Here is a 23,001-nt window from a genome sequence, read left to right on the forward strand (position 1 = left end):
TTCAAAAACGATTACCATGAAAAAACAACTCGCGTATCTTATCACTTTTATTGCTTTTGTGGGCAGTGTTGCAGCGCAAGAAAATCCTATTATTACAGAATGGATTCAAAATCATACAGGAATTACTGGTCGTCATTATGTAGAAGGAAACTCAACTCCTATAAACGATGCTGTACTTGCAAATGTACAGTCAGTTGATTATTCAGACGATTGGGTGTATGTAACTGCTACAGGAATTCCAGCATATATTACAGGACCTTTTTTAGATGGAAATCCTTCCATTGCTCTAGATCAAGAAGCTATTTATAAATTCCCGTTGGTACCTACAGAGAACACTGGAACCCCTTCTGAAACACTTCCGGGAAATAATGGAGTTTTTATAAATGGTGTATCGTTGTTTGATTATAGAGATGGTGTTGCGTGGAATAACACTACGATGTCGCTTTGTGGCGGACCTGGAAACCCACCTTGTCCAGGAGGACCTATGGCAACGCAAGATTGGAATAGAGATGCAATTCCGGCAGAAATGGCAGGCTTCGATTGTAACAAAGCACATCCAGCGATGGGGAATTATCACCATCACCAAAATCCGAGTGCTTTTGATCTAGATGTAATTGTAGTGTCGGATATTTGTGATACCTATCCTGCTGATGGTTTGTATGTAATTGACACCAATAACCACTCTCCTTTAATTGGATTTGCCTATGACGGATTCCCAATCTATGGTGCGTATGCGTTTGCAAATGCAGATGGTACTGGAGGCATTGTTAGAATGCGATCTAGTTATGAGCTTACTGGTGCGACCACACGATTAAATGGTCCTGATGTAAATGCTACATATTTTGAAGGTTATTTTAGAGAAGATTATCAGTTTGTGTCACATACAGAAGAATTTTACTTAGACGCGCACAATGGTCGTTTTGCAATTACACCTGAATATCCAGAAGGGACGTATGCGTATTATGCTACCGTAGATGAAAACCATAATTCGGCGTATCCATATGCTGTAGGGCCTACTTTCTTCGGAAATGTTGTTGCTGAAAACGTTACTTCTATCAATGAACCAACTACAAATTATGATTCAAGTCTAAGTGTTGTTGGTTTCAATGACGATAATTATAATTTGGTGGTTTACCCAAACCCTGCACAAGATTTTATAGCGATTCAGTCCAATCTATTGGATAGAAATCTAAAATTAGAGCTGATTAATGAATTGGGACAAGTTGTTTTGAAAAGTGAAATTTTACAAGGAAGTACATTAAGCATTATGGAAACACATACTCTTTATAATGGGTTGTATTTTTTAAGAGTTTCAAGTGCTGAAACTTCAAAAAGCTATAAAGTGCTTATCAAGAAATAAGCAAGCAATCCGTTTTTGTTTACGGATGAAAACAAATAATAATGCACGCTACTTTCACACAATATTTTTCGTGTATAAGTAGCGTGCATAGTATATTCCCTTTTTCTTTAAAGAGAAGTATCCATAATTTCTTGTACACACTCTGGATTAAGTAATGTACTTGTATCTCCTAAATTATCCGTTTCCTTACTTGCTATTTTACGCAAAATACGACGCATAATTTTTCCGCTTCGTGTTTTAGGCAATCCATTTGTAAATTGGATTTTATCAAGCTTTGCAATAGGTCCAATACGATCGGAAATCAATTGATTTATCTCGATGCGAAGGTTGTCGTGATTTCTAGTTTCTCCAATGTCTTTTAGAGTTACATATCCGTACAAAGCACTTCCTTTAACATCGTGAGGGAATCCTACAATGGCACTTTCTGCAACGGCAGGATGTTCGTTAATAGCATCTTCAATAGGTGCAGTTCCTAGGTTGTGACCTGAAACAATAATCACATCATCTACACGTCCTGTAATTCGATAGTAACCAACTTCGTCACGAATGGCGCCATCTCCTGTAAAGTACATATTTTCAAAAGCTGAAAAATAGGTGTCTTTGTACCGTTGGTGATTGCCCCAAATGGTTCGTGCAATACTTGGCCATGGAAATTTTATGCACAAACGACCTTCTACTTGGTTTCCTTTTAATTCCTTTCCGTTTTCGTCCATTAAGGCGGGCTGGATCCCAATAAACGGTAAGGTTGCGTAGGTTGGTTTTGTTGGAGTAACATAGGGGATAGGAGTAATCATGATTCCACCAGTTTCTGTTTGCCACCACGAATCAATAATCGGACTTTTCTTTTTCCCAATTGTATCGTTGTACCAGTGCCAAGCTTCTTCGTTTATAGGCTCTCCAACAGACCCTAATACTTTTAAAGATGATAAATCGTATGCTTCTACCAATTCGGCTCCTTGTTTTGCGAGCGCTCTAATTGCGGTGGGTGCTGTATAAAATTGGGTTACTTTGTGTTTTTGAACGATGTCCCAAAAGCGTCCAAAATTTGGATAGCTAGGAACTCCTTCAAATAGTACGGTCGTAGCTCCATTGGCTAAGGGTCCGTACACGATATAACTGTGTCCGGTAATCCATCCAATATCTGCTGTACACCAATACACGTCATTTTCTCTATACTGAAACGCATTTTTGAAGGTGTAAGCCGTATAAACCATATACCCGCCAGTGGTATGTACCATTCCTTTTGGAAGTCCGGTAGATCCTGAAGTATATAAAATAAATAATGGATCTTCTGCGTCCATAACTTCTGCTTTTCCTTCTTTTGAAGCATTGTCTAAAAGCGGTTGTAGCCATTTGTCACGACCTTCTTTCATTGTAATTTCTGAGTTAATTCGTTTTGCAACTAACACAGTCTCAACATTTGGACAGCTTTCTAAAGCTTCATCTACAATTCCTTTTAAATCGATTGTTTTGGAACCTCGATACGAACCGTCTGAGGTAATTACTAGTTTACAATCACTGTCGTTAATTCTAGTCGATAACGCAGTTGCTGAAAACCCTGCAAATACAACAGAATGTATGGCGCCAATACGCGCACAGGCTAATACTGAAATAGCCAATTCAGGAATCATAGGGACATAAATACAGACACGATCTCCTTTTTTAACTCCTTGTTGCTTCAGTACATTGGCAAATTGATTTACTCGTTCGTATAACTGTCGATAGGTAATATGTTCGGCCCCTTCATTTGGGTCGTTAGGTTCAAAAAGAATGGCTGTTTTATCAGCTCGTGTTGCTAAATGTCTATCAATACAATTTTCAGTAATATTCAATTTAGCACCTTCAAACCATTTTACTTCAGGTTTATTAAAATCCCAATCTAATACTTTATCCCATTTTTTTCGCCATAGAAAATGTTCTTCAGCAACTTCTTCCCAAAACTTCTCAGGCTCTCTTACGGATTTTCTATATACTTGATAATATTCTTCTAAGTGTTTTATGTGGTAATTACTCATATTACTTGGTTTTTAACTAATGTGTATTCCTACTTTATTGATTTGATAGACTTTTTTTATTTCTTCTATAATTGCGATATCATCAATGGTTGATGGTACATTGTATTGATGCTCATCTGCGATATTGCGTAATAATTTCCGAAGAATTTTTCCGCTTCGTGTTTTGGGCAATCGTTCTACAATGAGAACATCTCTAAAGGATGCTACGGCTCCGATTTCTTTACGTACTTGACTGATAATTTCTGAAGCAATTTCCTGCTCTTTAAAAGTATCGCCAGATTTGAGCACTATTAATCCTAAAGGTTTTTGACCTTTTAAGTTACAGTGTATTCCAAACACAGCACATTCGGCAACAGCCTTATGAGAAGCGACAATTTCTTCCATTTCCGCAGTGGAGAGACGATGCCCTGCAACATTAATCACGTCGTCCACTCTTCCGGTAATAAATACATAGCCATCTTCATCTTTATATCCGCCGTCACCAGAAAAGTAATAGCCAGGAAAACGTTCTAAATAGCCCGCTACAAAACGTTTGGGGTTGCCCCATAAGTTCCGTAAAGTGCCTGGAGGTAAGGGAAGTTTAACGGTTACATATCCTTCCACATCATCGGCAACTTCTTGACCTTCTTCGTTGAGTATTCTTATGTCATAGCCACAAACAGGAAATCCTGAAGAACCTGGTTTTACTAGATTTAATTGAACTCCAACCATGTTTGCAATCATAGGCCAACCACTTTCTGTTTGCCACCAATGATCTATCACTGGGACATTTAATTTCTCTTCTGTCCAAGTTAATGTGGCAACATCGCAGCGTTCGCCAGCTAAGAATTGATATTTTAAACAGGAGAGGTCAAATTGCTTAAGCATGTCGCCGTTTGGGTCTTCTTTTTTTATGGCTCTAATCGCTGTAGGAGCTGTAAACATTACTTTTACTTGATGTTCACTAATGACTCTCCAAAATGTCGAGGCATCTGGAGTTCTAATAGGTTTTCCTTCAAAAAGAACAGTTGTATTTCTATTTAATAATGGACCGTAGGCAATAAAGCTATGTCCAACCACCCAACCTACATCACTAGCAGCCCAAAAAGTGTCACCTTCTTCAACGCCATAAATGTATTTCATGGAAAACTTTAAGGCAGTAGCATATCCCCCAGTATCTCTAATTATTCCTTTAGGAGTTCCTGTTGTTCCTGAAGTATATAATATATACGAAGGATGTGAAGCTGATAGAGACACAGCTTCTATTGAAGAAGATTTTTCTACGAGAGTGGTATAGTCTATATCGTAGTTTTTTTTCGGGATTTCAACGCCTAGCTTTCGATCAAAAACGATAACGTGTTCTGGTTTGTTTTTTGATTTCTGAATAGCTTCGTCTACAAATGGTTTGTATGGAATTATGCGATCAATTTCAATTCCATTGGAAGCGGTGATAATTGCTTTTGGTTTACAGTCATCAATTCGAATGGCTAATTCGTGAGGAGCAAAGCCACCAAAAACGACTGAATGTATTACGCCAATCCGTGCACATGCTAACATGGCATAGAGGGCCTGCGGTATCATAGGCATATAAATTATACAGGTATCTCCTTTTTGAAGACCAAGGTCTTGTAATCCTCCAGCTAATTTTGAAACCTCTGCATGTAACTGGTTAAATGTGATATGCTCTTTAGTCGTTGTAACGGGCGAATCGTAAATAATTGCATTTTGGTTTCCATAACCATTTGCGATATGAGTGTCTATACACAGGTAACTCAAATTGAGTTCGCCATCTTCAAACCATTGGTCGTAATCGTATTCATCTTTTGATACGCCTATCTTAGGTTGTGTGTACCAATTTAATTGTCGTGCTTGTTCTAGCCAAAATTCATCTGGATGATCAATACTTCTAGAGTAAAAGTTTTGATATTTCATTGTTAGGCTTTTTTAGTTTTAAAAAATCCAAACCAATTTGGATTGAGAACTTTTAATTTAATAAAAACCCATATTATCACAACGAAACAAGCACCCATAACTATAGACTCCATGGGACTTACCGGGTTTTCGCTCTCTAATTTAAAACGTAGAAATAAGGATATAATAGCATATACAGAGATAATAATATCTGATGCCAAGGGTGGAATTTGAAATTTCATAATAAACTATCTTAAATTAAACTTAGTTTGTTTGCACACAAAACCAATTTTTAACTGAGTAGTTCTTGAATTTCTGAAACTATCTTTTTTACTGAAAAAGGTTTGGTAATATACCTATCTGCTCCAAGCTTTAATCCTTTTTCTATGTCTGAAGCTTTATTTTTGGCTGTTAAAAAAACAACCTTCGTATGCTTTAAACGTTCACTTTTTTTAATGATTTCGAGGGTCTGGTATCCATCTACATTTGGCATCATAATATCTAGTAAAACAACATCTGGAATATTGTTCTCTAAAATATGAATTGCCTCACTACCATCTCTACCAATAAACACCTCAAAGTTCTGTTTTTTAAAGGTGTATTCCAACGTCATTACAATGTTGGGCTCGTCATCTACAATTAATATTTTCTTTCTCATAAAAGAGGACTACAAGTTAATTAATAGGCAACTTAAAAACAAATGTTACGCCGTGTTTTTTATTGTTTTTTGCCCAAATTTCTCCTCCATGTTTTTCGATAATTTGTTTGCTAATGGCTAAACCGAGACCACTCCCTTCAGGTTTAATTGTATTTTGATTTTGAGATTGATAAAATTTATCAAAAATGTACTTAAAATCTTCTTTAGGAATGCTTTTTCCATTATCGTGAACCGACACTTCCACAAACCCATTTACAGTAGAAGTGGTTACTGTAATTTCTCCTTTATCGGGTGCGCAAAATTTTAGTGCATTGGAAAGTAAGTTTGTGAGTACCTGTAAAATACGGTCTTCATCATATTTAAGTAGTTTTTCTTCAATGCTATTATTTATAATTTTTACGCTTCTTTTTAAAGCAATTTGCGAGATGCTATTAATCGCTTTATTAATCGTTAACTGAATGCTATTGGTTTGGAAGTCTAATTCTTTTCTGTTAGTAGCAAGTTTTTCGAAATATAAAATATCGTTGATAAGTCTTGATAGTCGTTCCGAATCTTGCAACATATTTTTTAAAAATTGTGCTTTAATTTCTGGAGGCATATCATCTTCATCATCTATAAGTAGTTCTGTGGCAGCTCTAATTCCTGTGAGTGGTGTTTTTAATTCGTGGGCAACGGTATCTAAAAACTCATCTTTCTGGCGGTCTTTTTCAATAAGTGCCGAGTTGGCTGTTTTTAATTGGTTTGTAAGGTTGGTTAACTCGTTCGACTTTTCGTGAAGCATTTTATTTTTTGAAAAGGCTTCTTTCGATTCTTCCAAAATTTTTAAAACTTCAACCAGGCTTATTTCTTCTTCTTTGACAGCACCTGCAATTAATATTTTAGCCGAAGCACTTCCGATACACCCTGTGAGTAGTTTTTCAGAAAAATTAATTAAACGCGCATCTGCCATTTGCGTGTCTTTTGGAAGTTTGTATTTCATAAAGAAGAGATTCAAAGCTCTTTCGGTTCTAGGCACTCCTAAAAATTTATTCAACACACTTTTTATATCAGATACATAGGCTTCTCCTCTCCAAACCAAAACATTGTCTTGAAGGGCGGCGTAATTTTTTTGATCTACAAACATTTCGGCGTAATTCCGTTCTCTGTAGTTTCCTTTTGAAATTAATGAAAAAGTTAAGTAGCAAAAGAGATTGCACAATAGACTCCAAAAGAAGGCGTGTGCTGGCGGACTTAAAAAGTCGATGCCGAATAGGGCGTGAGGTTTTAGCAGTTCTATTCCGAACAACCCATACATTTCAAAATCTTTAGTGCCAGTGTAGGCTTCTAGTGTAAAAGGAAGTATTAAAGTGTAAACCGTTATTAGAAACCCACTAATAATTCCAATGATAGCTGCTTTTGAAGAACCTCGATTCCAAAATAAACCCAAGAAAAAAGCAGGTGCCATTTGCGCTATAATCACAAAAGAAATAAGTCCAATAGAGTATAGGGACAACTGAATGGAAAAGTTTACATAAAATAAATACGCTAGAATGATGATTGAAAAAATGGAAATCCGTCGAATGTTTTTAATGTACTTGTTATTTCGTTCAGGATCTCCTTTGCTGAATTTGTCTAGAAAGCCATACGGAATTACTAAGTTGTTACTCACCATTGTTGAAAGGGCAAGTGTTGAAACGACCACCATAGAAATGACTGCGGAAAAACCACCGAGGAAAACTAATAGGGCTAAAAACACATTTCCGTTTTCTAGCGGAAGGAGCAGTGTGAAGTATTCGGCATTTACGGTATTTCCGAAGGTTAACGTTCCGCCCCAGGCAATGAAAATAACAAAAATATTAAAGAGTAATAAATACAACGGAAACAGCCAGATGGCTTTTTTTAGATGTTTTTCGCGATTGTTTTCAACCACTGAAACTTGAAATTGTCTCGGTAGTAAAAAGATGGCCATAAAAGAGAGTGATATCATGAACAACCATGTAAACCCATCTTCTATGCTATTTAATTTTGTTAAGCGATCAAAATCGGGAAGCTTTGAAACTTGCGAATAGATGTCTTGCGTACCATCAAAGAGGTAGAAGGTAATGTAAACTCCAATGATGAGAAAAAATACTAGTTTTAAAATAGACTCTAAAGCCACAGAAGCTACAATACCTCGGTGTTTTTCTGAAGCATCTGTTTTTTGTGTTCCGAAGAAGGTGGCGAAAATGGCTAATAGCACGGCGATATAAAGTGTGGAGTCGTCGTAAATACCAGAGGCGATATAGCTATTGTCATGCGACATAATTTCGAACGTTTCAGAAATAGCTTTTAACTGAAGCGAAATATAAGGCACCGTTCCGACCACACAAACAAAGGTGATTAATGCACCTAGAAAACGGTTGTTTCCGTAGCGCAACGAAATAAAGTCGGCTATGGAAGATATTTTATGCTGATTGGATATTCGAATGACTCTCCGCATAATGATAATCCAAACGGGAAGCGCGATAATAGGTCCTAAGTAGATGGGTAGAAAATTAATCCCTGAATTCGCGGCAATACCTATGCTTCCGTAGTACGTCCAAGCAGAACAATAGACAGCAAGCGACAAGGTATAAATATAAGGGTTGTTTGTCCATTTGCTTTTTGCATTTTTTTCAGCTAAAAAAGCAATATAAAACAGAAAAGCTAGGTAACATACAATGATGAAAAACAGGGTGTAATTACTCATAGAATCGTTTTAGTATAATGAAACAAACGATGATAGAGAGCAACCAGATGGTAAAAATGAAAAAATAAAGCACTGGTATTCCGAAAACGGCTCCGTTTATATTGAATATGAATATAAATGGGACATTAAAAGCAAAAAACAATGCTAGGGAAATGATTACTAATTTCTGTTCGTGTCTCTTTTTCATGAGGTTTTTCAAATAATCACTAAAATAATAAAACAGTACCACTTTAAAGCGATACTGTTTTATGAATATATGAATTAGTACTAATTAATGTGAATGGGCTTCTCCAGCATTGTTTGGAATACGAATATTTTCAACAATTTCTTGAACATTTTCTGGAGGGGCTGGTGTCAATCTAGAAACAACTAACGAAATAACAATATTTACAATCATTGCTACAGTTCCGAAACCTTCAGGAGAAGTTCCGAACCACCATTCGCTAGCAGGTCTAGCTTCCATAACACCTACTAATCCTGTTTTATACCGAATCATGTAGAATAACATTAAGCAGATTCCTACAACCATTCCGGCAACGGCACCTTCTTTGTTCATTCTTTTGTCAAAAATACCGAGTATAATGGCAGGGAAGAAGGAGGCAGCTCCCAAACCGAAGGCGAGGGCAACTACCGCGGCGACAAATCCCGGCGGATAAATTCCGAAAAGTCCAGCAATAACAATTGCAAATAAAATACTAATACGTGCAGCTAATAGTTCTCCTTTGTCAGAGATGTCTGGTTTGATTTGTTTTTTAATTAAATCATGCGAAATCGAGGTAGAAATTACCAATAATAGTCCAGCAGCCGTTGAAAGCGCAGCGGCTAATCCACCGGCAGCAACTAATGCAATTACCCAGTTTGGTAATTTTGCAATTTCTGGATTGGCTAATACCATAATGTCTCTATCTACATATAATTCATTTTCTGCGGTACTTGGATTCGAAATTAGACGTTCTCCTGAAGCTCCTCTTTCCTCCGTGAAAGTTGGTTTCTTTCCATCGATTGAGCTTCCTGCTACATATTGAATTTTTCCATCTCCGTTTTTGTCAGACCATGCAATTAAACCTGTATTTTCCCAGTTTTTAAACCATTCTGGAATTTCAGTATAAGGAGTATTACTCACTGTTTGAATTAGGTTTGTTCTTGCGAAAACAGCAACTGCCGGAGCTGTAGTGTAAAGGATAGCAATAAACAATAACGCTAAGCCGGCAGACTTACGGGCATCTTTAACATTTGGAACCGTAAAGAAACGAACAATAACGTGTGGTAATCCTGCAGTACCTGCCATTAAAGCTAAAGTAATAGCAAAGACATCCCAAGTCGATTTACTTCCGCTTGTAAATTCTTTAAAACCAAGATCTGTATGTAAACTGTCTAATTTATCGAGTAAGTAAGTACCGTCTTGAACACTTCCTCCCATACCAATTTGTGGAATAACATGTCCTGTCATTTGTATAGAGATGAAAATGGCTGGAACCATAAATGCAAAGATTAAGACACAATACTGTGCAACTTGCGTATAGGTAATTCCTTTCATACCTCCTAAGAAGGCGAAAACAAGTACTACTGCCATTCCGATAATTACACCAACGGTAATATCTACTTGTAAAAATTGAGAGAATACAATTCCCACACCTCTCATTTGTCCTGCTACATATGTAAATGAAACAATTAAGGCACAGATCACAGCTACGGTTCTAGCCGTGTTTGAGTAATAACGATCTCCAATAAAATCGGGGACCGTAAATTTTCCGAACTTCCGAAGGTAGGGAGCGAGAAGTAGTGCTAAAAGTACATATCCTCCTGTCCATCCCATGAGATACACCGAGCCGTCATATCCTGCAAAGGAAATAATTCCTGCCATTGATATAAAGGAGGCAGCACTCATCCAGTCTGCTGCAGTAGCCAATCCGTTTGCTAAGGGAGAAACTCCTCCACCAGCAACGTAAAATTCTTTTGTAGAACCCGCTCGGGCCCATATTGCAATTCCAAAATAGAGGGAAAAGGTAATCCCAACTAAAATCCATGTCCAAACTTGAACGCTCATATTTTTATATTTTTAAGATTAGTATTAGGATTACTTGTCGTAACCAAATTTTTTATCAAGCTTATTCATAAGGCGTACGTATACAAAAATTAAGATTACGAATACGTAAATAGAGCCTTGTTGCGCAAACCAGAAACCTAGTTTGAAACCGCCTAAGCGAAATTGATTTAATTCTTCTCTGAAAAGGATACCGCAACCATAGGAAACAATAAACCAAATAGAGAGCAGAATGAGTAGATACCTAAGGTTTACTTTCCAATAGGCAGTTGCTTTTTCTTTTGATGTCATAATTGAAAGGGTTTAGAGGTAAATCATTGCTTGAAGCGTTACCGTTCCATTTTTAGATTCGCCAAATTTTTGGTGTTGATACTCTAAAGTTAGTTTTGAATTATTTCCGCTTAAATAGGAGTTCACACCTATTCCGAAGATATTTCTGTTATCGTCTACTGCATCATAACTATTGGAAGCTAGTGATACATACGGTTGAAATCTGGCTTTTGTAAGATCACCAGCAAATACATACCCAACATGAGCATATACCATACTTCCTGTTCCGTAAGCGCTGTATAAATAATCTTTTCCGTAGTCATTAGATTGAAAAGTGGCATATGCAGAGATAGCACTTCCGTCTTCGCCAAGAGGAGCATCATAAAACGCATCGATGGCGAATAAAGCAATGTCTTCTCCTACTAAGTTTTCATTGGTGTCCATTCGAACTGAACCACTGGGGTGTAAAAAGAAACCAGCCCCTACATTAAATACTTTTTTAGCCCCTAAATAGGTTCCTACTTTATACGGTAAAAATGTAGATTCTTGATCTAGAAAATTATAATCGAAATAACCTGCATATGCAAAACCAGCATCTTTTGAGCCGAGAAGTCGTTTTCCTCCATATACCGCAGCACCATTTGCTTCGGGCTCTCGGGCATCTAGACCATTTGTAATTGCATCATTGATCGCGACACGGTATTGAAGTTTTCCAAACTTCCCTTTTCCGTACACACCAAGATGTCGTGCAAACTGATCTGAAAGTCCGATGGTCGACCATGACTGACGGTTGTTGTCTAGGGTAAGCATGTTTAACGTACTTTGGTTGTTGAGACGTGATATTCCGTTAAAGTAATGCAGTCCGCCTCCTACAGCGTGATCTTTAGCTACGTTGTATTGTGCCCAAACGCCATGAAAAAACAACTGTGAACCTTCTCCTTTTCCTGTCGGACTTAGAGAACCGCTATTTAAACTGTTTAAGCCGAAATGTGAGAGGATTAAAAACTTCTCATTAATTTGTGAGAACATTAAAACACGGGCTCTGCGTAAATTGAAGTTGATGTGACTTGCGTCTTCAGGGACTTCATCTGTATAGGTTGCTTGAACTTGCGCCCAAGAAATTACACGGAGGTATTTTTTGCCCTCCTCGTCAAACTTAATTTTGAGCCCTCCTGAATAATCTGGAGAACTTTGGGAGTACATGTTCTGAAAAGCAAAAAGACTAATACTTAACAGAATTACCAGTTGTTTCTTCATAGTTTTTAGTTGGATTAGTGAGTAAAATATTGGTATTGTGTGCTCCACTAAATTCTATAAAACTATGAGTTAACAAAAAGTTAATATATATAGATGCTAATTAGCTATAGTTATTCTTTAAAACGTTCCCATTTTATTAACATAAACTTATCTCCAAGCTCGGTAATTAAAACACCTGCGCCGCTTAGGTTTTGGGTGTCTTGAAAATAATTAGATAGCTCTGTAGCACTTAATATCTTATAAGTTGGATGGTAATTAGAATTGTAAGGACGTTTGATATTGTACTTTTTTACCCAGTTCATAATACTCACGTGAGAGATCCCTAAAATACGTTCAATTTCACGATACGTTAAGCCTTCTAAGTACAGTTGTAATGCTTTATTCACGTAATAATCATCTATCTTTTTGCCAAGTTTGTTTACAGTGAAATTATAGCCGCATTTTTTGCATTTATAACGTTGTCTGTTATTGATAATTCCGCTTTTAACGTAATGATCTGAGCTACAGTTTGGACAACTAGGATGTTTCATATATAGTAATTTAGCATAAATATAGTAATTTAGCAATATATACATGTGTATTTTCCTTCAAAATCTTTGGAAGCCTTTTGTTTACGGTATTCTTAAAATAATTGTTACTTCTGAAAGAATTCGTTTCTTTTTAGATGTAAAATCTTCAGTTGTGGTTGTTTTTTTCTGAAAATTCTGAGGTTCTGTTAGTTTTTCCGAAGAAAAGGATATAAATTCTTAATAAAGTTATAGAGAATCTTAATAACTTTTGATGTAAGTTTTAGCTTAAAGTTGCTACTTTTACATTCAGATAATTTTGAATAAATACTATTATGTCAGATACTATTGAAAGAATAAAATGCCTTATTATTGGTTCAGGACCCGCAGGATATACTGCTGCAATTTATGCTGCTAGAGCAGACTTAAAACCAATCATGTACACAGGAATGGAGCCTGGAGGACAATTAACAACGACAACTGAAGTTGATAATTTCCCTGGTTACCCTGAAGGAATTGATGGCCCTACCATGATGGTGCAATTACAACAACAAGCAGAACGTTTTGGTACGGAAGTTCGTATTGGGATGGTCACCGCTGTTGATTTTAGTGATGAGGTTGGTGGTATTCATAAAGTAACTGTTGATAACACGACTCAAATTGAAGCTGAAACAGTAATTATTTCGACAGGAGCTACAGCGAAATATTTAGGATTGCCTAGTGAACAAAAATTACGTGGAGGTGGTGTTTCTGCTTGTGCGGTTTGTGATGGGTTTTTCTACAAAGGTCAAGACGTTGCTATTGTAGGTGCAGGTGATACTGCTGCTGAAGAAGCTACCTATCTTGCTAACATTTGTAACAATGTAACAATGTTAGTTCGTAAAGATGAAATGAGAGCTAGTAAAGCAATGCAACACCGTGTTAATAGTACTAAAAACATTGACGTGCGTTACAACACTGAAGTGGATGAGGTATTAGGAGATATGGTTGTAGAAGGATTACGCATGGTAAACAACCAAACCAACGAAAAAGAAGAAATTGCAATTACTGGATTATTTATCGCTATTGGTCACAAGCCTAATACTGATATTTTTAAAGGTCAGTTGAGCATGGATAGCACAGGATATTTAATTACAGAAGGTAAATCTACCAAAACGAATAAGCCAGGTGTTTTTGCTAGTGGTGATGTTCAAGATAAAGAATACCGTCAAGCAGTTACTGCTGCAGGAACAGGGTGTATGGCTGCTCTAGATGCAGAAAGATACCTTGCTGCTATTGAGACAGAAGTTACAGCTTAATTGTAAATTATATAAATGTAAACATCCAAGTAGTTTAGGCTATTTGGATGTTTTTGTATGTAGGAATGTCATCAATTTGTGATTATTTCTAAAGGCAATGATTTATATTTGTCTTGATTTTTCCCTATTTATGAAACGTTCTGCGATCCTTTTTTTAATTCTACTACTTCATTCTTTAGTGAGTGTAGGACAAGATATATTTGATCGAGAGGAATTATTTCTGAAGAATTTAAATAGCTTGTATCAAGATCCAGATCAATCTATTCGAGTTGCTAATTTTTTATTATCGAATGCCAAAAACGAAATTGAAAAATCGCGTGCGCTTTATTTGTTAGCTGAAAGTGAAAAACTAAAAGGCGAACATTCACGAAGCATTAAAAATTTATATTTGGCCAAACAAGCCATTTACGGCGAATCAAACCCTTATTTGGTGTCTCTTATTTTAATTTCAATATCGGAGCGATGTCGCATATCGGGAATGGATGATATTTCGAAGAACTACCTGAAGGAGGCCGAAATCATTTCAAGAAATATAACTTCCCAACAGCAACTTTCGGTTGTCAATTGTAAGATATTACTAGAGCAGACAGAACGTTTGGTGGCTTCAAAACAATTGGAGGAAGCTTTACAAACTTCCATCAAGGCAGAAAAAGTAATAAAACCTTTTGAAGCACTACTCCCAGTAATAACAGCTACTGTTAAGAACGAAATAGGAAACATTTATTTGGAAACAGATAATATTTCTAAAGCAACAGACTATTACCAAAGGGCTCTTTCGGTTGTAAAAAAATCGGATCTAGAAAACTCTTCTGTAGCAGCAGTTTCATTATTTGGAATGGGAAAGGTGAGTAGTGCTACTAAAAACCTTCAGTTGGCAGAAGATTATTACAAACGTGCGCTCGCTATTTCAACAGTTGAAGAGGAGCAAACAGTTCAAATCACCAAAGAACTTTCCGAAGTATATAAAACAATGGACAGCCTGTCGGAATATCGAAAGTACTATTCTCAGAGTTCAGAATTGTCTTCTTCCATCTCCGCTTCCGAACGAAAGGTGCGAAACACCATATTGTCGCAAATTGAGAAAGAACAAGCACAGCAAATAGAATCTAAAAAGGGAATCTATTTTATTCTTGGAGGCGTTCTAATTGCACTTGTGTTACTGAGTGGTGTGTTGTATTACTTTTATAACAAACGACTCGATAAAGAATACGCTAGGTTTAAAGAAGTTATTTCAAAAATTGAGCGGGAAGAAAAATTACAAACTGAAGAGGCAGTAGAAAAAGAAATTGTGCCAGCCCATAAAAAGATTGTGATTCCTGAAAGTACCGAACGCGCCATATTAGAGCGTTTGGAAGATTTTGAGCAAACGACTAAGTTTATAGACGCGAATATGTCATTGCAGCTTCTAGCCAAGCAAATGAAGACCAATACCAAATATATTTCAGAAATAATTCGGAAGTACAAAAACAAGAATTTCAATACATATATCAACGAATTACGCGTAAATTACATTATCCATTTAATGAAAACAGACAAAAAGTACCTTGCTTATAAAGTGAGTTATTTGGCCGAATCTTGTGGGTTTTCTTCGCACAGTGCTTTTACGGTTGTTTTTAAGTCGATTACAGGGATAACTCCGAAGCAATTCATTACTTTTTTAAAGAAAAGCTCAAAATAAAATTTGGCATCTTTTTAGTATCTTTCGTTTCGATGAAAACGCAACAAAATACAGTTCTAAAATACCTGTTTTTCACTCTATTTACTAGCATGCTATCTTTAGGGATGTATGCTCAAAGTAGAGCAACACTGGACAGTATTAGAGCAGAAGCTACACTGCTTACCTACAGCAATCCACAATTGGCCATAAAAAAAGGATTACAGCTGTACGAAATGGCTAAAAATGATCCTTCTTCACAAACAGCTGCTTTAATTACAGTGGCGAATGCCTATGCTATTTTAAAAAATCATGAAAAAGTACTAACCTACGCTTTTAGAGCAGATTCGGTGGCAGAAAAGAGTAACAATTATGCTGATAGAGTTCGCGTTTTAGGTTTTATTGGAGGAGAATACCAGCGACTAAAGCTTGGAAATAAAGCTTTGAGTTATTTAGACAAAGCCTACGAAATTACAGTAAACCATCCATTGCCAGATTCTATAAAATTTTTGCAAGGAAACATAGTTTTTGTGAAGGGATTGATTCAAAAGGATAATTTGGGGTGCGAATATGCATTAGAATATTTAAAAGAAGCGGAGGTAATTTTTAAAAATAACACTACGAATAAAGCCATTAATTCGAGTATTGGCATCGCAAACAATAATATTGGCGATTGTAATTTCGAATTGAAAGAATACGCTGCTGCCAAAGAAAATTATGAGGAGGCTATTTTTTACGGTTCGAAAGTGAATTCTACAAAAATAGTTGCATATTCTGAATTGGGACTTTCAAAAATACTTACAGTAGAAGGGAAGAATTTGGAAGCGATTCACACACTTCAAGAAGCACTTAAATCGATAGAACATATTAATGATATTTCGATGAATTCTGAAATTTACAAAGCGCTTTCAGATAATTATTCCATTGTTGAAGACACCGAAAATTTTAATAAATATACCTCTCTTTATTTAGCTGAAGAAGCCAAATTACTTTCCGAAGAAAAAAAATCGTTGAATACAATTGTAAACGATATTTCTTTAGATAATTCTGAAAAATCGGAAGCTCAAAAAAATAAATACAACTATTTCTTCATATTTAGCATCATTGTTTTACTGCTCTTATTACTCTACATTTTAAAGAATATTCTTAAAAAAAGAAAGAAAATAGCCCAACACAAAGAAAAAATTGATTCTTCTGAAAAAAACGACAATTAATTTACAACTAGCTGTAAATCAGTATTCTAAAAACTGAATAATATTTTTAAATTTCGTGAAAATTCTTGAAAAACGAAAATACTTTCCTTTTAAGTACTACTAATTGATTGTAGGTTTACCAGTGACAATTATTAATTTCAAATACTTTAAAAATGAAAAAATTACTACTTACTGTGCTCTTTGCAGTATTCAGTTTCGGTGGCCATTTATTTGCACAATGTGAAATATCGGAAAATTTTGACTCATACAACAATAATGAAGTTCCCGTTGACTGGACAATGATTAACACCACGGGTATTACACAAGCGTATGGAAGAGTAACGAGTAACCCTGCATCACCAACTCCTCCAAAATATTTCAGGATGTACAATGCAGCTGCAGATACAGGTGAGTTAATATTTATTTCACCCATGAATGCAACTACTTCAGATGGTAACCACCGTTTGAAGTTTTATGCACAAGGAGCAATAGAATCTAACTTAATAGTGGGTACAACAGATGTTGGAGATGGTAGTGGTGTGTTTACTACGGTTGAAACAATTACTTTAAACGGTATCAACAATACAGATTGGGAAGCACATGAGGTTATCATTCCTGCAGGAACTGATCAATTCATTTTCTTTGAACACAACCTCGGATCGACCTTCGATCAGGTTAATATAGACAGTGTATGTTTAGAACCAATTCCAACTTGTTTAGAAGTTACAAATGTTGCTCTTTCAAATGCTACGCAAACTACTGTGGACTTAACATGGGCTGAAAGTGGTACCACTGAAGATAACTGGGAATATGTAGTGCAAGAAGTGGGCGGTGGAGAACCAACCACAAATGGTGTAGCACATACTTCTACAGATTCAAATATTTCAATAACTGTAACAGGCCTAGATCAAGATACGGACTATGAGGCTTATGTACGTGCCAATTGTGGTGGTGGGGATTTTGGAGCTTGGATTATGGCTGCCAATACACTTAGAACCGATTGCGGGCCAATAACAGCGAACTATTGCGAAGATTGGGCAGGAATTGAAGATGGTGCTGTACCCTTTTGCTGGAGTGTTTATGACGATCCTATTACAGGCGGTCATGCGTTTGTGGATTATGAATTCTCTGGATATAACAAAAATATGTTTGAGTTGTACTTTACAAGTAATACTGTAGTAGGGGATATTGTAGCAATTTCGCCAGACGTATCTTATGCAATGGACGGAAATCACCGTATCAAATTTTCAGCAGGTGCGTCTACAGATGCGCCAGATGTATTGGAGGTAGGTACTATCAACTCCCTAGGTGAATTTGTATATATAACTTCATTTTCACCTACTTCCAATAGAAATAAAGAATATTTGGTTGATCTACCAAATAACGATGATGTGAGTTTTGCTTTTAGACATAGTGGAGTTGTAAATAAATTTGTTTGGATCAATACTGTTTGTGTTGAGGACATTCCTTCTTGTTTAGAAGTTACTGATGTTACTGCTTCAAACGTTCAGTTTGACTCGGCAGATATTAGTTGGACAGTGAGTGGTTCTTCTGAAACTACATGGGAATATTTAGTGCAAGAAGCTGCGTTACCAGCTCCTGATGCTACAACAAATGGAACAGAGATTATGGCTACTACTGTTTCTGTAACATTGGATCAAAATACTGCTTATGTGGCATATGTAAGAGCAAAATGTGATGCTACTGATTTTGGGGCGTGGATTTCTTCGGAAGAATTTACTACAACCTGTAATAGTGTTGTTGCCGAATATAGCGATAGCTTTGAAGGATTGAATGAAGATGGTCAAGAAATTAAACCCTGTTGGTCATTTTTAGATACTACTTCGGGAGATTTTAGAACCTACGCATCACAAAACAATATTACACCTTCTGAAGGGAATTTAATGCTGCGAATGTTTATGAGTTCTAGCTCAGACCCTGAAGGCTTACTTTTAAGTACTCCTGAAACTACAGATCTAAGTAGCGATAAGCAAATTAGATTTAAAATGAACAAAAGCACTTCTACTACTGAAGGTTTTAGTGTGATTGTAGGTACAATGTCAGATCCATTAGATGCTACAACATTTGTGATTTTAGACGATACTACACTTAATGAAACAAGTATTTTTGCTGAAACTTGGACAGAATTCACCATAGACTTCTCAAACTACGATACTAGTTTAAATCATACATATATTGCTTTCAAACCACAACATTCTGGTAATGGAAGTAACTTCAAAAATATTTATATGGATGAATATAACTATGAATTTAAACCGGACCTAGGTTTTAACGATGAGGCTATCACAGCAGCAGTATTAACGGCTTCTGATGATTATATGTGTAATAATGCCATTACAGGTGATTTTGCAGGAGCAACGCGTTCACCTGAGTTTCCTTGTGCAAATCCTGCCTATGATGACTATAATGATTTATGGTATCGTTTTACTCCTGAAACATCTGGAACTTATGCTTTCAGTATAGAAGCTTTAAATGATGAGGATATGAGTATGTATATTTTTGGAGGTTCTTCTATTGATCTTATTCCTTTATCAACAGGTTGTATTTCAAGATATGCTTCACTCGAATTAGAAGCAAATGTTACTTATTTTGTCGCTGCTGCAAGTGCAGAGCCTACAGCTCAGTATTCATTATGTGTCTTTAAATTTCCTGAAGTACCAGTAAATGATGAAATTGCTAACGCAACAGTTCTATTAGAATCTGAAGATCGTGAATGTAATAACATCATGGAAGGTTATACCGCTTCAGCTACATTTTCATCTGATTCTGCTTGTTCATCTGCAACAATTGATGTATGGTATACATTTACACCTGCAGAAACTGGTGAATACACGTTTAGAAGACGCTTTTTAAACGGATCTTCTGTAACAGGGGTTAGTGTTTATTCAGGAACGCCAGGTAATTTAACAGCATTAACAGCCTGTGGATCTCAAAGAGTACTAGCAGATTTAACGCAAGGCGTACAATATTATGTAGCTGTTACAAGCACTCCTTCATCAATCCCTGTTTATTTCACCTTATGTGCTTACAAATCACCTCCAGCACCCAATAATGACGAGTGTGACGATGCAGTACTACTTACAGTAGGCGAAACTTTTGAAGAAAACGAAGTTGTGGCAACTAATATTTCAGCAACAGTAGATCTTAGTATTTCACCACTACCTATCTGTGGTAAATTAGATTTTGAAATAAATAGCCGTGATGTATGGTTTGATGTAGTGGTGCCAGAATCTGGTAGTTTTGTTGTTGAAACTCGTTTTCAAGACGATTCATTACTGAAAGACACAGCAATGGAAGCGTATACTGGAGAATGTGGAGTAGATTCTCTTGTCCCATTTGATTATGAAGTTTCACCTGGAGTGTTTACACACTGTAGCGAACAATTTGTCATTGGAGGGAATCCTTTTGCAGGAATGAGATTTACTGATAAAGAACCAGGAATTACAGTTCGTATTCGTGTTTGGGGATGGGCAATTCAATTTGGAGACTTTAAAATCTCAGCATACGACGACACAGAAGCATGTTTATATCCTAACGATGTAGCAATTTCTGATATTACTGAAACATCAGCTATCGCATCTTGGTCTGAAGTAATTCCAGCACCAACTGGAGGCTACGAATATATTGTACAATCAAGTGGATCAGGATATCCAGGAACAGCAACAGGGACTTCTACTCCAAATACATCTGTACTAATTGAAGGCTTAACTGCAAATACTGAATATGAAGTATATGTGAAGTCTATTTGTAGTGCAAATGAAAGTGCTTGGGATGGACCATTCGTATTTATAACTCAAAATTTAGGAACGGCTGACTTTAATTTAGAGAATTTCAAGTTTTATCCGAACCCAGTAACTGATGTGTTACATGTAACGTATACAGAAAATATCAATACTGTAAAAGTATATAGCATTTCAGGAAAACTATTGTTTACTGAAACTATAAACGGAACTACAGGATCGATTAAAATGTCGGGGTTGAGCTCAGGATTGTATTTATTAGAAGCGCAAACTGATGTATCTAACTTGGTATTTAAAGTATTTGTAAAATAATTGTATTTCAAATTAAGTACCAGTAAACCACCTCGAAAGAGGTGGTTTTTTAGTTTCTATATTTTTCTGAAAGTTAAGAAGTCGGCAGAACTATTTCCGTCGCTGATATCGTATAATACAATTTCAGAAGAACTAACTGCTGTAATGTGCCAATCTTCGGAAAGATCTTTTAAAAGACCATTTTGAGGAAATTGAAGATCAAGTTCTTCGTCATTTTCGATACCGTCGTCATCTGAAGTATCGTCAGAACCGTCATACGACCAAACACCACTTTCTGTAAGGATGTCGTTAATAGCGTCTACCGTTCCATTTTCGTTAAATGTAAATGTAAAGGCACTATACGATTGAGTGTCGTCCATGTCGTTTTTATAGAAATAACTCACTTCCCAATTTCCTTGCGGAAGCTCAGTTACTATATTTTCAAACGCGTTTGCGTTATTGTTTGTATCATCGTCACTATCGCAAGCAACGAATAACAATAGGGATACTGCTAAAATAAATGGTTTCATAACGTAAGGTTTTATATACTAACGTCAGGTAACAGTCCATATTTCTTAATGCATTGATAAAAAAATGCTAATTATTTCCCATGGTGTGATCGTAACTTAGGATGCGTTTTAGCTTCCATTCATTCGCAACGAGCACCCACAAGTGTGTGAATTTTGCAGTACTTCCTGGGTTTTCTTTGTTTCCTGGTACTCTTTCAAAAAAGCGATGTATTCCTTTTTGAATCGCTCCATATACAACTCCGTTATCTTTCAGTAGAAACACTTCTAAACTTTCAGGAATCAATTCTCTTCTAGATCTAAATGCATCTTTATTTCCGCAGAGTCCATCTCTGATAGCAGTAATAAAGCTACTTTTTGAAGTTGTGACGCCACTTTCATCGTGGTAAAACTCAAAATCTTCATTGATAATCTCTTCAAAAGCGGCTGTTGAACAGGTGTTAAATCCGACGTTAAAAAGAATACTGTCTTTTTCTTTTAATATTTGAAACACTTCCGAAGTGCTTTTTATTTGAGCGCTAAGGGAAGTAATTGATGCGAAAGATAGTAGTAGTGCTAGAGAGGTGATTTTTTTGAGATTCATGCTTTTGGTTTTTAAGAGAAATCCGCTTCAAGTGTGTCGATAGCGGTGACACGTTGAAACGGATTTACTCAGGTTGGTTGGGGGGTATTTGTTTTACATTTTATGTACGTTTCCAGAACGATTTTCGTCGTTAGAAACGGCTGTCGGATTTCCATAATAATTAATAGATCCTCCGCTAGTAGCTTCTGTCGTCAACTTTTCTTTCACGTGAACCGTAATATCTCCACCGCTAGAGGCATCTGCATTACAATTAAGTACAATAAGCTCTTCAGCATCTATTTCGCTTCCGCTAGAGCTACTGGCTAGTAAAGAAGTTGCTTTACCAGATATTTTTAAATCGGCACCGCTACTAGATTCGGCATTTACTTCTCTAGCAAATACTTCAACTTCCAAATCGCTACCGCTGCTTACATCTAATGTAATATATTCACTTTTAAGAATAGAGTTTACAATAACATCTGCGCCACTTGAAGCGTATACATGATCTATACTTTTATAAGTAACATATACTTTTTTTGACTCAGAGCGACCAATGCTCTCTCTAGTTCCGATAGATAGTTTGCCATCGTGAATCTCCGTTTCTATAATTTCGTGTAAATTTTCGTCGGCTTCTACTACAATTTTATTTTCAGAACCTTCGGTTAAATACACGTCCAGTCCAGCGCTTCCTTTTACTTTATGAAAGCTCTCTGTAACAGGTCTTTCTTCAGTAGTTACGTTTCCATTGCCGTCTACTTTTCCAATATTTATATCAAAATGACAAGAAGTAAGCAATACAGCTGAAAGTACTAGGGTTATTGTTTTTATTAGTTTCATAATTATTAAGTTTTAGATGGATTATAATGCATCTTACCATACGTCAACATAAAATTGATTTAGGTTTTTACAAATTTCTGATTATCAATTTGATGTCATTCTGAAATAAATTCAGAATGACGTAAAAATGGGTTTGCATTTAAATTTTAATCTCTTCAAAATAGGAGATCA

16 protein-coding genes are annotated in these 23,001 nt (G+C 36.3%); 5 read left to right on the forward strand and 11 right to left on the reverse strand.

The window, feature by feature from the left end; genetic code table 11:
- The first annotated feature begins 16 nt into the window (after positions 1-16).
- Entirely contained in the window at positions 17-1,360 is a 1,344-nt protein-coding gene (locus tag BLQ00_RS06995; RefSeq protein ID WP_093143908.1) for a YHYH protein, read from the forward strand.
- Positions 1,361-1,467: 107 nt separating this feature from the next.
- Here the strand turns inward: BLQ00_RS06995 and acs are convergent, their stop codons facing one another.
- From acs to BLQ00_RS07040, 8 genes are all read right to left on the reverse strand, one after another.
- Positions 1,468-3,375, reverse strand: a complete 1,908-nt coding sequence (gene acs, locus BLQ00_RS17760) for an acetate--CoA ligase (protein WP_189342863.1) — start codon at positions 3,373-3,375, stop codon at positions 1,468-1,470.
- A gap of 12 nt (positions 3,376-3,387) precedes the next feature.
- Positions 3,388-5,286, reverse strand: a complete 1,899-nt coding sequence (locus BLQ00_RS17765; RefSeq protein ID WP_189342862.1) for an acetate--CoA ligase — start codon at positions 5,284-5,286, stop codon at positions 3,388-3,390.
- Between the two features lie 271 nt (positions 5,287-5,557).
- Positions 5,558-5,923, reverse strand: a complete 366-nt coding sequence (locus BLQ00_RS07010) for a response regulator (RefSeq protein WP_093142402.1) — start codon at positions 5,921-5,923, stop codon at positions 5,558-5,560.
- Between the two features lie 16 nt (positions 5,924-5,939).
- Positions 5,940-8,630, reverse strand: a complete 2,691-nt coding sequence (locus BLQ00_RS07015; RefSeq protein ID WP_093142404.1) for an ATP-binding protein — start codon at positions 8,628-8,630, stop codon at positions 5,940-5,942.
- Between the two features lie 271 nt (positions 8,631-8,901).
- Positions 8,902-10,677 (reverse strand): sodium:solute symporter family protein, encoded by a 1,776-nt coding sequence (locus BLQ00_RS07025; RefSeq protein ID WP_093142409.1) that lies wholly within the window; start codon positions 10,675-10,677, stop codon positions 8,902-8,904.
- A gap of 30 nt (positions 10,678-10,707) precedes the next feature.
- Entirely contained in the window at positions 10,708-10,965 is a 258-nt protein-coding gene (locus tag BLQ00_RS07030) for a DUF4212 domain-containing protein (RefSeq protein ID WP_175445421.1), read from the reverse strand.
- A 12-nt stretch (positions 10,966-10,977) separates the two neighbouring features.
- A complete protein-coding gene (locus BLQ00_RS07035) occupies positions 10,978-12,201 on the reverse strand; it encodes a hypothetical protein (RefSeq protein ID WP_093142414.1) in 1,224 nt (407 codons plus the stop codon).
- Positions 12,202-12,311: 110 nt separating this feature from the next.
- Entirely contained in the window at positions 12,312-12,731 is a 420-nt protein-coding gene (locus tag BLQ00_RS07040; protein WP_175445422.1) for an IS1/IS1595 family N-terminal zinc-binding domain-containing protein, read from the reverse strand.
- Between the two features lie 311 nt (positions 12,732-13,042).
- Here BLQ00_RS07040 and trxB point away from each other — a divergent pair, with 311 nt between their 5' ends.
- The 4 genes from trxB (at position 13,043) to BLQ00_RS07060 (ending at position 20,925) form a co-directional block, all read left to right on the forward strand.
- Entirely contained in the window at positions 13,043-14,005 is a 963-nt protein-coding gene (trxB, locus tag BLQ00_RS07045) for a thioredoxin-disulfide reductase (RefSeq protein ID WP_093142420.1), read from the forward strand.
- 130 nt (positions 14,006-14,135) lie between these two features.
- On the forward strand, positions 14,136-15,683 hold the full coding sequence (locus BLQ00_RS07050; RefSeq protein WP_217629425.1) for a tetratricopeptide repeat protein: 1,548 nt from the start codon (positions 14,136-14,138) through the stop codon (positions 15,681-15,683).
- 32 nt (positions 15,684-15,715) lie between these two features.
- Positions 15,716-16,873 (forward strand): hypothetical protein, encoded by a 1,158-nt coding sequence (locus BLQ00_RS07055; protein ID WP_139149369.1) that lies wholly within the window; start codon positions 15,716-15,718, stop codon positions 16,871-16,873.
- Between the two features lie 152 nt (positions 16,874-17,025).
- On the forward strand, positions 17,026-20,925 hold the full coding sequence (locus BLQ00_RS07060; protein WP_093142426.1) for a fibronectin type III domain-containing protein: 3,900 nt from the start codon (positions 17,026-17,028) through the stop codon (positions 20,923-20,925).
- Positions 20,926-20,981: 56 nt separating this feature from the next.
- On the opposite strand, the gene BLQ00_RS07065 is transcribed toward BLQ00_RS07060, so the two are convergent.
- The 3 genes from BLQ00_RS07065 to BLQ00_RS07075 form a co-directional block, all read right to left on the reverse strand.
- On the reverse strand, positions 20,982-21,434 hold the full coding sequence (locus BLQ00_RS07065) for a hypothetical protein (protein WP_093142428.1): 453 nt from the start codon (positions 21,432-21,434) through the stop codon (positions 20,982-20,984).
- A 67-nt stretch (positions 21,435-21,501) separates the two neighbouring features.
- Positions 21,502-22,014 carry a nuclear transport factor 2 family protein gene (locus BLQ00_RS07070; RefSeq protein WP_093142430.1) on the reverse strand — a complete coding sequence of 171 codons (513 nt, stop codon included), beginning with the start codon at positions 22,012-22,014 and terminating at the stop codon, positions 21,502-21,504.
- 93 nt (positions 22,015-22,107) lie between these two features.
- Complete coding sequence (locus BLQ00_RS07075; protein WP_093142432.1) at positions 22,108-22,830, reverse strand: head GIN domain-containing protein; 723 nt, start codon at positions 22,828-22,830, stop codon at positions 22,108-22,110.
- Positions 22,831-23,001 lie beyond the last annotated feature (171 nt).

The organism is Ulvibacter litoralis (genome assembly GCF_900102055.1).
GTDB classification, from domain to species: Bacteria; Bacteroidota; Bacteroidia; order Flavobacteriales; family Flavobacteriaceae; genus Ulvibacter; species Ulvibacter litoralis.